The sequence below is a fragment of the Mycobacterium sp. genome (genome assembly GCF_965230835.1).
Lineage (GTDB): Bacteria > Actinomycetota > Actinomycetes > Mycobacteriales > Mycobacteriaceae > Mycobacterium.
In genome coordinates this window covers 3,412,158-3,427,194 of record NZ_CBDDLW010000002.1, presented here as the reverse complement: position 1 = coordinate 3,427,194, position 15,037 = coordinate 3,412,158, and the positions used below count along the sequence as shown (strand labels likewise).

Below are 15,037 nucleotides of genomic sequence, written 5' to 3'. Positions count from 1 at the left end.
GGCGTACCAGGTTGTTCAGTCGCCTTCACCCTGCGGTGGCAGATCCTTGACCGCTTGCGGGTCGTTTTCGGTGACGCCGACCTTTGCCGCACCACCCGGCGATCCAAGTTCGGCGAAGAAGTCGGCGTTGATCTGGGTGTATTGACCCCATTGGTCGGGTACGTCGTCTTCGTAGTAAATCGCTTCGACGGGACAGACCGGTTCACAGGCCCCACAGTCGACACACTCGTCAGGATGGATGTAGAGCATCCGGACACCCTCGTAGATACAGTCGACTGGGCATTCCTCAATGCACGACTTGTCTTTTATGTCGACGCAAGGTTCGGCAATCGTGTACGTCACGGACGTCTCCTCAAACTGTCCTCATGCACTACTCAACGTGGGCTGCTGCCCGCCTCGCCGGGCTTCTTCCCTGCATCCTGTCGGCGAAGCGTTCGGTTACTGAGACTAGACGTTGCACATACACGCGAATCACTTGGCACACCGGTCGGTGCGCGTCGGGTATGCACCTAGTTGCATAGGGCCTTTGGCGCCATCTAGCCTGCCCGGGTGGCACTACCCCAAGTGATCGTGCTGTCGCTGCGCGAACAGGCCGGCTCAGGCAATGAATTGGCTCGGCGGGCAAGCTGAAACCCGCCACAACCCACCGCAGGAAGTACCATGACGAGTCGATATCCGCACCTGTTATCTTCGTTGGACCTCGGATTCACCACGTTGCGCAACCGGGTGGTGATGGGCTCGATGCACACCGGTTTGGAGGATCGAGCCGGTGACATAGATCGGCTCGCCGCATACTTTGCCGAACGTGCGCGGGGCGGTGTCGGGCTGATCATTACCGGTGGCTATGCACCCAACCGCACCGGATGGCTACTGCCCTTCGCCTCCGAGTTGGTTTCGTCTGGCCAAGCTCGACGGCACCGCCGCGTCACCAACGCGGTCCATGACTCGGGCGCCAAGATTCTCCTGCAGATCCTTCATGCCGGACGCTATGCATACCACCCACTGTCGGTTAGCGCGTCATCGATCAAGGCACCGATCAACCCGTTCCGACCACGGGCATTGTCGGCCCGCGCGGTCGAGGCGACCATCGCTGATTACGCGCGCTGTGCGCAGCTGGCCCGCGCCGCCGGCTATGACGGAGTCGAAATCATGGGCAGTGAGGGGTATCTGCTCAACCAATTTCTGGCACCCCGCACCAACAAACGCACCGACGCGTGGGGCGGCACAGCCGCCAACCGCCGACGATTTCCAGTCGAGATCGTGCGCAACACTCGCGCCGCCGTGGGATCCGACTTCATCATCTGCTATCGGATGTCGATGGCCGATTACGTCGCCGAAGGTCAGAGCTGGGACGAGATCGTTGCGCTGGCAACTGAAGTTGAAGCTGCCGGCGCAACCATGATCAACTCCGGCTTCGGATGGCATGAGGCACGTGTGCCAACCATTGTCACCTCAGTGCCCAACAGCGCCTTTGTCGACATCAGTGACGCTGTCGCAGAACATGTCAGCATCCCCGTGATCGCATCCAACCGGATAAATATGCCGCAAGCAGCCGAACAGATCCTGACCGATACCCGAGTGCAGCTGATATCGATGGCCCGACCGTTACTGAGCGATCCGGAGTGGGTACACAAGGCGGAGGCGGGCCGCGACGACGAGATAAATACCTGCATCGCCTGCAATCAGGCTTGCCTGGACCATGCATTCGTGAAGAAAACGGTGTCGTGTCTGCTCAACCCCCGGGCCGGGCACGAGACGAAGCTGGTGCTGTCACCACCGCGACGCGCCCGCGCAGTGGCCGTGGTCGGGGCCGGCCCAGCCGGACTCGCCGCGGCCGTCACCGCCGCCCAGCGCGGTCATCAAGTGACACTGTTCGAGGCCAACCACTACATCGGCGGCCAGTTCGATCTCGCCCGCCGCGTTCCCGGCAAAGAGGAATTCAACGAAACCATTCGGTATTTCTCGACGATGCTAGGCAGGCACGGCATCACCGTGCGGCTGGGCACGCGGGTGTCGACCGACCAGCTGACCAGTTTCGACCTCGCCGGATACGACGAAGTTGTCTTAGCCACCGGTGTGACGCCGCGCATTCCGGCGATCCCTGGCATTGAGCACCCGAAGGTGTTGACCTATGCCGAGGCCATCACCAGGGTCAAACCAGTCGGGCTAACTGTTGCGGTCATTGGCGCCGGGGGCATCGGGTTCGACGTCGCCGAACTGCTGGTCACCGAATCTTCACCGACCTTGAACCTCAAAGAATGGAAAGCGGAGTGGGGCGCCACTGATCCTCAACAGAGCCGTGGCGCACTGACCACTCCCCGCCCCGCTCCGCCTGCCCGTGAGGTCTACTTGCTGCAACGCACCAAGGGCAAGCAGGGCAAGCGGCTCGGCAAAACAAGCGGCTGGGTGCACCGGGCTTCTCTGCAGGCCAGAGGTGTTCACCAGCTATCCGGGGTGAACTACGAACGAATCGACGACGACGGGGTGCATATCAGCTTCGGCCCGCACCGGAGCCGACCACAACTACTTGCAGTGGAAAATGTCGTGGTCTGCGCCGGCCAAGAGCCGGCACGGGAGCTGGAGGCAGAACTTCGACACATCGGTGTCAACCCGCACATCATCGGCGGCGCGGCATTCGCCGCAGAACTAGACGCCAAACGCGCCATCAGGCAAGGAACCGAGCTTGCGGCCCGACTCTAGTCGCGGATCACGCCGCATTCGGACTGTCTCCGAGCTGGGCCGTCGAGCCAGGGGCGACCGTCACATAAACCGCTGACCTGCAGATAGTTATGGCTGCCGGGCGCGGTCCGATAGTCATCATGATATGACCATGCCCACGGTGCTGGTAGCCTGTAGCAAGACGGCAACCGCTGGGCAAATGTCCTCGCCGTCTATTCGACGGTGGAACAATCGGGGAAGGTGTCCACAAAATGGTGAGGCTGTCGTTGACTAGAATGGCTGCCGCGGTCGGCGGGCTGGCACTGTCGTTGACCGCTGGGGCCGGGATCGCATCTGCGGCCCCGTTGGATCAGGTCGTCAATACAACCTGTAACTACGGGCAGGTGATCGCCGCGCTTAACGCTCAGGACCCGGGAGCTGCCGCACGATTCAACGCCTCCCCGGTGGCCCAGAGCTATCTGCGTAATTTTCTGGCCGCGCCGCCACCGCAGCGCGCTCAGATGGCCGCGCAACTGCAGGCCATTCCCGGGGCCGCACAGTACATTGGGCTGGTCGCCCAGGTTGCTGGGTCCTGCAACAACTACTGAGCCTGACTCGCCAAAGCGGCGTGATATCGCGATTTCCTGCGCGCAATCGCGATATCACGCCGCTTTCGCTTTCTAAGCTGCCAGCGAAGCATACGTGGTGGTGCGCTGGCGCGCGGGACGATCAATGCCCTCGGCGATCGCGGCCAGCTCGGCCGCAGTCTTAGCCGATCCGTGCTCTGAACCGGCCATCCGCGAAATGGTCTCCTCCATGAGGGTGCCGCCCAAATCGTTGGCGCCGCCCTTGAGCATCACCTGGGTGCACGCGACCCCGAGCTTGACCCAGCTGGTCTGGATATGGGAGATACGGTCGTGCAACATGATCCGCGCCAGGGCATGCACGGCTCGGTTGTCACGATGAGTGGGCCCCGGCCGGGCCGCACCGGCCAGATATAGCGGCGAATTCTGGTGCACGAACGGCAACGGTACGAACTCAGTGAAGCCACCGGTACGGTCTTGGATGCCGCGCAGCACATTGAGATGAGCGACCCAGTGCCGCGGATTGTCAACATGTCCGTACATCATGGTGGACGAGGACCGTAAGCCCACTTCGTGTGCGGTGGTCACAATCTCAACCCACAGCGAGGTCGGCAACTTGCCCTTGGTGAGGACCCAACGCACCTCGTCGTCCAAAATCTCAGCGGCAGTTCCAGGGATAGTGCCCAGCCCGGCTTCGCGCAGGCTGATCAGCCACTCCCGAATACTCAAGCCGCTCTTGGTGACACCGTTGGCGATCTCCATCGGGGAAAACGCGTGCACATGCATCGACGGAACTCGGGCTTTGACTGCGCGCACCAAATCCGCGTAGCCGGTAATCGGGAGCTCCGGGTCGATGCCCCCCTGCATGCAGACCTCGGTAGCACCGGCGACATGCGCCTCCCACGCGCGGTCGGCGACTTCGGCCGCCGACAGCGAATACGCATCCGCGTCTCCCCTGCGTTGCGCGAACGCACAGAATCGACAACCCGTGTAGCAGATGTTGGTGAAATTGATGTTGCGATTGACGACAAAGGTCACATCGTCGCCTACCGCATCGCGCCGCAACGAGTCAGCCAGTGCGGCAACCGCTTCCAGCGCAGCGCCGTCAGCGCCGGCCAGCGCCAGGTATTCGTCGTCGCTGCACCCGGCTGGGGCACGTTCCGCCGACCGCAGGGCAGCCAGCACGTCGGTATCGATGCGCGCGGGTGCGCGAGCTGTCAGCTCGTGCACCTGCGAACGAATCGATTCCCAGTCTCCGAAAGCACTATCGAGGTCGCTGCGAACCTCGTTTGCACGCCCCTCGGTATCGATCGCCGCGTTTAGGTCCACCCGGCCCGAGGACTCGACCTCATCGGGTTCCTGCCATGGCATACCCACTGGATTGACGTCACGCGCCAAGCCGGTCGCTGGGTCCGCCAGCGCCATAACATGCCCTCGCACTCGCGGGTCGATCCACGCGGCCCCCGCTTGAACGTATTTGGGTTGGGCAGTCAGGCGCTGTACCAGGTCGTAACCAGCAGCAGCGGTGACAGCGGCTAGCTCCTCCAAAGCTGGCCAGGGCCGTTCCGGGTTGACGTGGTCGGGCGTGAGCGGTGAGACGCCGCCCCAGTCATCGACACCGGCGCCAACCAATGACAGACATTCGTCGCGGGATACGAGGTTCGGCGGGGCCTGAATGCGCATCCCCGGACCGAGTACCAGCCGCGCAACCGCCACCGTGGCCAGGTAGTCCGCCAGCGAAGCATCCGGGACAGTGGCCATCGCGGTGTTTTGCTTGGCCCGGAAATTCTGCACGATCACTTCTTGGACATGCCCGAAAGCTTTGTGCGACGCGCGAATGGCGTGCAAGGTGTCGGCGCGTTCGGGAAGCGTCTCGCCGATACCGACCAGCAGACCGGTAGTGAAGGGGATAGACAGCCGGCCTGCGTCAGTTAGTGCGCGCAGCCGGACGGCGGGGTCCTTATCCGGGCTGCCGTAGTGTGCGAGTCCTTTCGTTTCGAACAGCCGCCGCGATGTCGTCTCCAGCATCATGCCCATCGAAGGCGCCACCGGTTTCAGCCGTGACATCTCTGACCAGCTCATCACGCCCGGATTTAGGTGCGGCAACAGCCCAGTTTCCTCTAGCACCCGGATGGCCATCGCCCGTACGTAGGACAGCGTGGAGTCGTAGCCACGTTCTTCGAGCCATTCGAGGGCCTCTGGCCAGCGCTCCTCGGGACGGTCGCCAAGAGTAAACAACGCTTCTTTGCAACCGAGCTCACCCCCGCGGCGCGCCACGTCAAGAATCTCGTCGGGTTCTAGGTACATGCCGGCCCCACGAGCGCGCAGTTTGCCCGGAACGGTGACGAAGGTGCAGTAGTGGCAATTGTCCCGGCACAGATGAGTAACCGGGATGAAGACCTTGCGCGAATAGCTGATCGGCAACCGACCAGTTGAGCCACAACGTCCGGCCGATTCCAAACCCGCGTCGCGCACCCGCGCAGCGCTCGCACACAAATCGGCTAGATCATCGCCGCGTGCGCTCATCGCGACGGCTGCCTCGTCGATATTGAGCCCGACACCGTCGCGCGCCCGCCGCAATACGCGACGCAGCGCCGACGCACTGGGCTTGGGTGGGACGACGGGGCTAGGCAGAGCGGTGGGCTCCTGGCCCGGAGTCAGCAGCACAGTAGTGTAACTTCCTCACGATCTGAGTTCATCCGCGCGGCCCGGTATCTGAGGGTCCGGGCAACCTTGGTGCCATAAACGCAACAGTAGCGCCAGTCGAAGGCCACCACTCGATCGAGGTTCCTGCGCCAATTTGATGGAGTCGGGACCCATTGACCACCGATCGCGATACCATCCGTTGTGGGGCTATCAAAAGAAAAGGACAGCCGGTAGCCATACCGTTGCGAAGCAGGGGGTGTATTGGATGGCCTTCGTACTCGCAGCGCCCGAAGCTCTGATGACAGCGGCGTCCGACCTTGCTGGCATCGGCTCGAACCTCAACACGGCCAACGCGGCCGCAGTGCTGCCAACCGCCAGCATCGTGGCAGCCGGCGCCGATGAGGTTTCGGCCAAGATAGCGGCCCTATTTTCTTCCCATGCTCGCGGATATCAGCAGCTCAGCGCCCAGGCCGCGGGATTTCACGAACAGTTTGTCCTGGCACTGAACAGCAACGCATCCGCGTATGCGGCAGCCGAGACGAACGCCGCACGGACTTTAGCGAACGCATTGAGCAAGCCCGCTGAGACACTGCTCGGGCACCCGTTGATCGGCAACAGCGGAACCCTAACCAACGCCCTGGGCCGGGCGCAGAGCATATTCGGTGACGCAGCCGCAAGTACTATCGGCGGTCGCGCGGCGGCCGCTGCCAACGCGCTGTCGCTAACGCCCACCGGCGGGGTTGCCAGCGGTCTATCCGCGGCCAGCGCTCTTCTGCAACCCGTAACCAACGCGGCGGCAGCACCAGCCGCGTTTGCCGCCGGATCGATCGGCGACGCGATCAAGAACTTTTACAACACCGTGGAACCGTGGGTGCGGTATGGCTTCCAGCTCGCCACCTGGGCGGTAGGTTGGCTGCCCTGGATCGGCCTCTTGGCTCCACAGATCATGTTCTTCTACGACCTCATCGAACCTCTCGTTCAGAGCGGCCTGTTCAACACCATCGACGTCCTCAACGGGACGATCACATTCGGCCAAGGGTTAAGCAACTTCTGGGATACGACCACGGCGTCTATCAACCAGTTCATCAACACCGAGATCAACTGGATCCGCAGCTTCTTCCCGCCGTTGCCGCCACTCCCGGCGGCCGCATAGTCTCGGTCGGTCAGCTCTTGGCACCGCGCCACCAGAGCACCAATGCCGGCGGTGTGACGCCCAAAACTATGAGCACCAGGGCACCGTAGGCCATCACCCCCTGGCCACCGAGGATGACGTCGTCATGGGGAATCCCGAGGCTCATCACAGCAACGGTCAACAGCCACATCCACAACGGCAGAGCTGCCACCCTTGAGGACTTAGTCCATCCCCTCGCGGCCCACACCAGTGCGGCATTGACCAATCCGCTGACCAAACCGCTAATGGGAAAAGGAAACGAGCCGACATACGAGGGCAGCAAGAGCGCACCTGCGACAGCGGACAGAATGCCGTCGACAGCTAATAACGTGAGGACGACCAAACGGATAGCCGACTGGGCCGCGCCCCCGTCTTCGGCCGGCTCGGCGCGTGACGCTGCTGTAGTCAGGTCGGAACGCTGTCGATCTGCGAGAGAATCGAGCCGATGACCCACTGCAGGCTATCGAGTCGGTCCTGCCAATGTTGCTGGTTCGGATCCAGGTCGGGGTCCATAGAAATTCCTTCCGCGGCTACCTGGTTGGCAGCCTACCGCCTGTTAGGGCCGGTGATACCCAGCCCAGCGAGCAAATCTGTTTCCCAGCCACGCTCGTCACGCTCCCCCGCTGCCCCTGCAACGAGCACATAGTGTTCCTTCCCGAGGATGGGCAATGCCAGGTTATTCGAGAGGGCACAGCTTCGGCCCGTCGGGCCGACAACAACTTGGGTGGCATGAGCCGCGAGCGCGGCGACCTTGGCAGCGCGCGCGTCCGCGTCTGCCTCAACCACGGCGTCGATCTTCTCATCGGAGTATCCGAAGGGAATCTCTTCCGGAGGCAGTTCCCACTCGGGTCGCAGATCGTCGCGACCCAGCGAACGCGCTGCAGAACCGAACGCGTCCGCAGCGATAACCGTCCAGTAGAACTTCGGCACCGTCCACGGGGCACCCGGGTAGTCGGCCCTGGCCTCGGTGCCGGCCGCCGCCACCGCGGCAGTGGTGACGATGTGGGTGTGTATGTGGTCGGGATGGCCGTAGCCGCCATTGGGGTCATAGGTAACCACGACATGCGGCCGAAGCTCACGAATGATCTCAACCAGCGCTCCGACTGCCTCGCGTTCGTCGGCATCAATGAATCTTCCCCGACTGCGCCGTTCTGTGCCGGCCATGCCGGAATCGCGCCAGCGACCGGCGCCCCCCAGGTAGACGGGACCGCTGACCCCCAACGCCCGCAATGCCGTAGCGAGTTCACCGATGCGATAGCCACCGAGTTGATCGGCATGGTCAACCCCGAGCTGGGCCCAGCGATTACCAATGACTTCACCCTCCTCACCGAGCGTGCACGTAACCACGCACACGTGCGCGCCCCGAGCGGTGTAGTGCGCGATTGTGGCACCGTTGCTGAGGCTCTCGTCATCGGGATGTGCGTGCACGAACAACAGCCGCGGCGTCTCAACCATGAACGCACCCTATCGACGCGGACGAACGCCGATGCAAAACACTGATCGTCGCGGCTCCTGGAAGCGGGCGACGGTCGAGAAAATTTCCCACAAGAAACGCTACCGTTCCGTAACCGTAGCAGCTATGGTGAAGACCACAGTAGTGAACGGTGCCGTCTACAACGCCGTGCGGAACCCAGCGTTTTCCGCTCGCCCAGACGCGAGCGAAATACCGCAAGCCCTACCTGCCCAAAACTCTTGGAGAGGATAGAAGCGCGTGTCGTTTTTGACCACACAGCCCGAGATTCTGACGGCGGCGGCCAGCAGGCTGCGCCAGATCGGCGCGATGATGAGCGCCAACGATGCGGCCGCGGCGGCACCGACTATCGAGGTGACCCCAGCCGCCGCGGATGAGCTGTCCGCGATGGCGGCGACGCTGTTCGCCGCGCATGGCGAGCTGTATCAAGCGATCAGCGCCCAAGCCCATCGGATTCACGAATCGTTTGTCACCACGTTGGAGACCAGCGGTAAATTGTATGCGCTCACCGAGAGCACCAACAACGCCATTGTCACCACCTAAATACACTGAATGACAATGGATTTCGCGATGTTCCCGCCGGAAATCAATTCCGCGCGCATGTATGCCGGACCGGGCGCCGAGCCAATGCTGACTGCCGCGGCGGCCTGGGATGAACTCGGGGCCAGCCTGTATTCCACCGCCAGTTCCTACGAGTCTGAAGTTACCGGACTAGCAGCTGGATGGCGGGGGTCGTCATCAGAGTCGATGACCTCGGCCGTCGCCCCATATCTGGCCTGGATGACCGCGACCGCTGCGCAAGCCGAGTTCGTCGCAGCTAAGGCGAAAATGGTGGCGGGCGCTTATGAAGAAGCGTTCGCGCAGACCGTCCCGCCAGCGGTGATCGCGGCCAACCGCGCCCTGCTATTAGAACTGATCACCACCAACTTCTTCGGCCAGAACACTCCGGCGATAGCGGTGACCGAGACCCACTACGCCGAGATGTGGGTGCAGGACGCCCAAGCGATGTACAACTACGCGGCCACGCTGGCGGGCGCCTCAACACCCACACCATTCAGCCCGCCAACACCGACCACCAACCCGAGCGGACCCGCCGCGCAACTGGCGGCGTTGGCCCAAGCGGTTGGCAGATCCGTTGCCTTGGACGCGGCACGACCATTCCCGAGGCTGCATGAGCTGATCCATGTTTTGTCTAAAACGATTCGTGTCGAGTTCATGGGTGCGCGAGTCGGATCGACACCCTTCACATACATGCTTTCCATGATCGAGGGCACCAACATGGGCGGGATGCTGCAGCGCTTCGCCTTAGGCAAGCTCGGCACGCTACTGACACGCGCTGCCCTAAGCAGAACCCTGAACCCTATCGTGTCGGCGTCTCTAGCAAACGCAAGCTCTATCGGAAGGTTGTCGGTTCCCCCAAGCTGGATCGCGGCCGCACCGAGCGCCTCACCCACTCCAACAGCCGCGGCGGGCGGTCCGTCAACGACGTCGGGAACCCCTTGGATCCAGCTGGCGTTTGCGGGCATCGCCGGGGCCGCTGTGGGCGCCGTTGGATCTAGACGCCGAGCCACCGTCATACCCTGCTCGCCCGCAGCCGGCTAGCCAGAAGCCGCACTTTCCTCTCTGCGGTGCACGCCTGCCACCACTGCGCAATCGCCGTGGCCAAAGCTCACTCACGTTCGCGCCTGGACCACATTCGGGAACCGCGAACAACTGAAACATGTTGTTCTACAGCAAAAGTGAGTTCCACATTGACTATCGATCGAATACTAAAGCAGTTGTCGAACGCGCCGCAGCGGTGGGATCAAGATCGGCGCGGACGCCGCTTGGCAATCGTTGCGATCGGCCTGTCCGGCCACCATCACCGACGGGCTGCGGCCACACAAGCCGATGTTGATTAGTCCGCACATCGGTGTCATGACCACATCCGCGTTGGCTACTATCGGAACGATGGCATCGAGCGCACCGTCGAAAACCCCCCGATACCGACGGCGAGGCGAGGTACTTGAGCGCGCCCTGTACGAGGCGACCCTCGCCGAACTAAAGTCTGTCGGGTACGGCAAGCTTTCCATGCAAGGGATCTCCGCGCGCGCCCGCACTGGCAAAGCCGCGTTGTACCGGCGCTGGGCCAGCAAACATGAACTCGTATTAGCCGCGCTGCAATTCGCGCTCCCCCCGGTACCCGTGCCGCGCGCCGACCGATCGGCAAGAGAGAACCTCGTTGCGCTGTTTAGCAGCAATTGCGAAATCCTGGCGGGTAAAACCCCATTTCCCGGCATAGAAATCGCCGGACAGCTCATGCACGAACCCGAGTTGCGCGAAATCTTCGTCAACTCCGTGTGGGCCCCGCGACTGCTGATAGTCGAATCAATCCTGCAGAAGGGCGCACGCGCCGGTGAAATCGACCCTGCCATCTTGACCCCGCTGACCGCACGAATCGGACTCGCCCTGATCCACCAACATGTGCTGTTCACCGGCTCACCGCCCGATCGAGACCAGCTCGGGCGCATCGTCGACGCCGTGATCATGCCCAGAGCGCAGCCGGTAAGCGCGAATGACGCGGCGGTGAATTCCTAAAACTCGCCGGGCTGTCGCGGTTTTGACGTCGAGCACACCGCGGTCAGCCCATGACCGAGCTATCTAGTCTTTACCCACTGGCCAGCGTCGCCGACGATGCCAACCGGTACCGCCCCGGACAGGCTCACGTTCTGCACGCTCGGGCCGGCCGCGACGATCGTGGTGTCCTGCAAGATCGGCAATACCGTGGCCATATTCCACAATCGAGGTTCGACCGCGGTGATTACCTCGTTGAGGTTCTTGGTACCGCTAAGGGCGGCATCAATGTTGGATTGGATGCTGGGATCGCAGATTCCGGTGAGGTTCGAGGGCGCCCTTACCAGCGCACCTGGTTCAGGTGGGCGGCTCAGTGGCGTTGGCGCTTCAGCCAATGTCGTGGGCGTACCGCCCGGAGCCTGCGCCGGTTCCGGCGACGATGTAGCGGTGGGTGACACCGCCTCCATCTGTAACGCGGGACAGCCGTAGCGAGAGGCCAGCAACGTCCCCAAGCTTCCGCCGGCCGCCCGCCAGCCCACAATGGCGTCTACTCGATGTTTACTCAACGCGTCGCGGTAGAGCTTGGCAGGATCCAACGCCAATACCGTGGCCGCGATGCCGACGCTGCGTAATTGGTCGGCGGCAGTGTTGGCAACGGCTACCGAGGTCGAGTCATTGGCCGCGACCCCGATGACCAGCGATAACTGTTTGCCTTCCTTGCTGATTTTGCCGCGGATGACTTTTGGCGGCCCGGTGCTCACTGGCGTGGTCGCCGCGTCGGGGTCCGGCGGAACAAGCGACGCCGAGGTATTGGGTTCGATGCGGAACCCCGCCTCCGCCAGCAGGCTCAACGCTGCCGTCCTCGTCATCGCGGGCGGCGCGGTCGGCACGTAGCCCGGATCGCTGGGCGAACGAATTTGCGCCTGGTCCAAGGTGACGGTGTTGTCGGTGCCAGCACCTACGGCGGCAAGCAGGTCGACGTCAAGAAGCCCCAGAATCCCTTTTCGGACCTGCCGTTCGGCCAGCTTCGGCTCGTTTGCGCGCAGCGTCAGCTCCATGACCCGCGGGGTCACGATTCGGGCGGTGCGCACGTCAGGGATCGCCGACAGCTGCGCGAAAGCGGTCGAGCCGCCATGCACCTGCGCCACCTGCGTATCGCCGTTACGCACCGAGTCGGCCAGTGCAGCCGGTGCTCCGGCCCGCCGGAACAGGATCAGGCCGGGTTTGGCGGGTGGTCCCCAGTAGCGGTCATTGCGAGCGATCAGAATTTCGTCGCGCTGCGGGTCGATGTTCTCCACTCGGAACTGCCCGCCGGTGACCGGGAGCGCCCGGGCCAGTCCCGCGGCGAAGCCGCCCGGCACATCCTTGACTATGTGCGCTGGCAGGATGTCGTTGAACAATTCTCGCCAAGCGGGATATCGCTGCGCGAAGGTGACGACCGCCTGCTTTCCGCCATCGAGCGACTGCACTCCGGTGATCAGGTCATAGCCGGCCGGGTCAACAACCCCCGGCTGGCTGACCATCTGCTGCCACAGGTACCAGAAGTCGTCTGCAGCGATCGGAGCGTTGTCGGTCCACTGCGCCTCTGGCCGGATTTTGTAGCTCACCGTAAACGGGTTGTCGCTGATCACATCGGCTGATACCAGCAGGGTGGGGTCCATCTCCCAACGCGAACCGGTCGGCGAGTTCGGGTCGGGCACTGGCCGAAACGCGCTCGGTAGTACCAAAGCGCTGACCGCCGCGTTCACCGGCGACAAATCCGACATCAGATGCGGGTTGAACCCGGGCCCGATGGAATCGATGCCCATGATGATCTGGGTCGGACGCCGTGGTGCCGGCGGTCGGTTGCGCGGTGTATCGGTGCTTTGCGGTGCTGGCGGCGGGCTGACGCTACAGGCCGACATCGACAAACCCAGCAGCGCAACCAGCGCGGCGACCGTCATACAAACGCGGCGAACTGGGCTCGGCACGCCCATCAGGGTATCGAGCAACGATCGGACCCGAGCTGTGGTCCACCGCAACCGGGGTCGCGTACGCCAACCGACCATCTACCCGCGGGCCTTGGCCCGAGCCCTGCTACGGGCACGCGCGGTAGCATCCAGCTCGACCTTGCGCACCCGCACGATCTCCGGCGTCACCTCAACGCATTCGTCCGACGAACAGAACTCCATCGCCCGCTCAAGGTCCAGCTGTAGCGGCTTAGCCAACGTCTCGAAAACATCGGCGGTCGACGACCGCATGTTGGTCAGCTTCTTCTCGCGAGTGACATTGATATCGAGATCCTCCGGACGAGGATTGATTCCGACCACCATGCCCGCATAGGTATCTTGGCCTGGCTCGACGACAAACTGGCCCCGGTCTGCGAGTTGGAGCAACGCAAAAGGCGTGATGGTGCCGGACCGGTCCGAGACAAGTGACCCGGTGTGTCTGGACCGGATCTCACCCGCCCATGGCTGATAACCGCTGAACACCGCGTGCCCGACACCAGTGCCGCGAGTCTCGGTGAGGAAGTCGGTTCGCCATCCGATCAGGCCGCGGCTGGGAACAACGAACTCCATACGGACCCAGCCGGTGGTGTGGTTTGCCATTTCCACCATGCGGCCTCTACGCGCGGCCATCAGCTGGGTGACCGTGCCGACGTACTCCTCCGGGCAGTCAACCGTCATGGCCTCGACCGGTTCGTGCAGCTTGCCAGCGATGGTCTTGGTCACCACCTGCGGCTTGCCCACAGTCAGTTCGAAGCCTTCGCGGCGCATCTGCTCGACCAGCACTGCCAGCGCCAATTCACCGCGGCCCTGCACCTCCCAGGCGTCCGGCCGGCCGATGTCGACGACGCGGATCGATACGTTGCCCACCAGTTCGGCATCGAGCCTGTTGCGCACCATTCGCGCGGTGAGTTTGTGGCCGGACACCTTGCCGGCCAGCGGCGAGGTGTTGGTGCCAACAGTCACCGAGATCGCCGGTTCGTCCACGGTGATTCGTGGCAGCGCGACGGGATTCATCGGATCGGCCAGCGTGTCGCCGATCATGATTTCCGGCAAGCCCGCAACGGCCACGATATCGCCCGCGATCGCCTCGTCGGTCGGCGCGCGTTCCACACCTTGAGTCGCTAGCAATTCGGTGATCTTGGCAGTCGTTGTGGTTTCTCGGCCGTCTACTTCGCGTATCCATGCGACCTGCTGCCCCTTGCGAATGCGTCCGCTGTCGATCCGAATCAGTGCTAAACGGCCCAGAAAGCTCGACGCGTCCAAGTTAGTGACCAGCGCCTGCAGCGAGGCATCGACGTTGCCCCTGGGCGGCGGCACATGCTCCAAAAGGACCGCAAACAGCGGGTCGAGGTTGTTGCCGTCGGGAACCTGGCCGTCCTGGGGTTGCGTTGTGCCCGCCACGCCGGCACGCCCCGACGCATACAACGTCGGCAGGCCCAGCGCATGCTCGGCAGCGGCGGCGGCTTCGTCGTCGAGGTCGGAGGCGACATCGAGCAACAGGTCGTGGCTGGCCTCCACAACCTCACTGATCCGAGCATCGGGTCGATCTGTCTTGTTGACCACCAGAATCACCGGAAGATGCGCGGCCAGCGCCTTGCGCAGCACGAACCGCGTTTGCGGCAACGGCCCCTCGGCCGCGTCAACCAACAGCAAGACCGCGTCCACCATGGACAGCCCGCGCTCCACCTCACCGCCAAAGTCGGCGTGACCAGGAGTGTCAATCACGTTGATCACGGTGACGGTTCCGTCACCGTGATGGCGGTGCACAGCAGTGTTCTTCGCCAAGATGGTGATGCCTTTTTCGCGTTCCAGGTCACCGGTGTCCATCACGCGTTCCTGAACTTCACCGTGTTCTCGCAACGCGCCGGACTGCCGCAACATCGCATCTACCAAAGTGGTCTTGCCGTGGTCGACGTGCGCGACGATGGCGACATTGCGGAATGGCACGTTGGTGATTGTGGCAGCG

Annotated in this window: 12 protein-coding genes; 6 read left to right on the top strand and 6 right to left on the bottom strand. The window is 63.0% G+C overall.

The window, feature by feature from the left end:
* Positions 1 to 15 precede the first annotated feature (15 nt).
* The gene (gene fdxA, locus ACO07W_RS16215) at positions 16 to 342 is read right to left on the bottom strand and encodes a ferredoxin (RefSeq protein ID WP_421844728.1); all 327 of its coding nucleotides are present in this window, start codon (positions 340 to 342) and stop codon (positions 16 to 18) included.
* Between the two features lie 318 nt (positions 343 to 660).
* On the opposite strand from fdxA, the gene ACO07W_RS16210 reads away from it, so the two are divergent.
* Together ACO07W_RS16210 and ACO07W_RS16205 are read left to right on the top strand one after the other, a co-directional pair.
* The gene (locus ACO07W_RS16210) at positions 661 to 2,700 is read left to right on the top strand and encodes an FAD-dependent oxidoreductase (RefSeq protein ID WP_421844726.1); all 2,040 of its coding nucleotides are present in this window, start codon (positions 661 to 663) and stop codon (positions 2,698 to 2,700) included.
* Positions 2,701 to 2,933: 233 nt separating this feature from the next.
* Positions 2,934 to 3,266 carry a hemophore-related protein gene (locus tag ACO07W_RS16205; RefSeq protein WP_421846047.1) on the top strand — a complete coding sequence of 111 codons (333 nt, stop codon included), beginning with the start codon at positions 2,934 to 2,936 and terminating at the stop codon, positions 3,264 to 3,266.
* A gap of 72 nt (positions 3,267 to 3,338) precedes the next feature.
* On the opposite strand, the gene ACO07W_RS16200 is transcribed toward ACO07W_RS16205, so the two are convergent.
* Complete coding sequence (locus tag ACO07W_RS16200) at positions 3,339 to 5,909, bottom strand: bifunctional FO biosynthesis protein CofGH (RefSeq protein WP_421844724.1); 2,571 nt, start codon at positions 5,907 to 5,909, stop codon at positions 3,339 to 3,341.
* A gap of 244 nt (positions 5,910 to 6,153) precedes the next feature.
* On the opposite strand from ACO07W_RS16200, the gene ACO07W_RS16195 reads away from it, so the two are divergent.
* Positions 6,154 to 7,041 (top strand): PE family protein, encoded by an 888-nt coding sequence (locus ACO07W_RS16195; protein WP_421844722.1) that lies wholly within the window; start codon positions 6,154 to 6,156, stop codon positions 7,039 to 7,041.
* A 10-nt stretch (positions 7,042 to 7,051) separates the two neighbouring features.
* Here the strand turns inward: ACO07W_RS16195 and ACO07W_RS16190 are convergent, their stop codons facing one another.
* Positions 7,052 to 7,513 (bottom strand): hypothetical protein, encoded by a 462-nt coding sequence (locus tag ACO07W_RS16190; protein ID WP_421844720.1) that lies wholly within the window; start codon positions 7,511 to 7,513, stop codon positions 7,052 to 7,054.
* A gap of 92 nt (positions 7,514 to 7,605) precedes the next feature.
* Positions 7,606 to 8,514, bottom strand: coding sequence for an N-acetyl-1-D-myo-inositol-2-amino-2-deoxy-alpha-D-glucopyranoside deacetylase (gene mshB, locus ACO07W_RS16185; RefSeq protein WP_421844718.1), 909 nt, complete (start codon positions 8,512 to 8,514; stop codon positions 7,606 to 7,608).
* Between the two features lie 256 nt (positions 8,515 to 8,770).
* Here mshB and ACO07W_RS16180 point away from each other — a divergent pair, with 256 nt between their 5' ends.
* The 3 genes from ACO07W_RS16180 to ACO07W_RS16170 all read left to right on the top strand — a co-directional run bounded on the left by ACO07W_RS16180 (position 8,771) and on the right by ACO07W_RS16170 (position 11,107).
* A complete protein-coding gene (locus ACO07W_RS16180; protein ID WP_421844716.1) occupies positions 8,771 to 9,073 on the top strand; it encodes a PE family protein in 303 nt (100 codons plus the stop codon).
* A 15-nt stretch (positions 9,074 to 9,088) separates the two neighbouring features.
* Complete coding sequence (locus ACO07W_RS16175) at positions 9,089 to 10,132, top strand: PPE family protein (RefSeq protein WP_421844714.1); 1,044 nt, start codon at positions 9,089 to 9,091, stop codon at positions 10,130 to 10,132.
* Between the two features lie 348 nt (positions 10,133 to 10,480).
* On the top strand, positions 10,481 to 11,107 hold the full coding sequence (locus ACO07W_RS16170; protein ID WP_421844712.1) for a TetR/AcrR family transcriptional regulator: 627 nt from the start codon (positions 10,481 to 10,483) through the stop codon (positions 11,105 to 11,107).
* A 59-nt stretch (positions 11,108 to 11,166) separates the two neighbouring features.
* Here the strand turns inward: ACO07W_RS16170 and ACO07W_RS16165 are convergent, their stop codons facing one another.
* Together ACO07W_RS16165 and typA are read right to left on the bottom strand one after the other, a co-directional pair.
* Entirely contained in the window at positions 11,167 to 13,059 is a 1,893-nt protein-coding gene (locus tag ACO07W_RS16165; protein WP_421844710.1) for an ABC transporter family substrate-binding protein, read from the bottom strand.
* A 72-nt stretch (positions 13,060 to 13,131) separates the two neighbouring features.
* The gene (gene typA, locus ACO07W_RS16160) at positions 13,132 to 15,018 is read right to left on the bottom strand and encodes a translational GTPase TypA (protein WP_421844708.1); all 1,887 of its coding nucleotides are present in this window, start codon (positions 15,016 to 15,018) and stop codon (positions 13,132 to 13,134) included.
* Positions 15,019 to 15,037 lie beyond the last annotated feature (19 nt).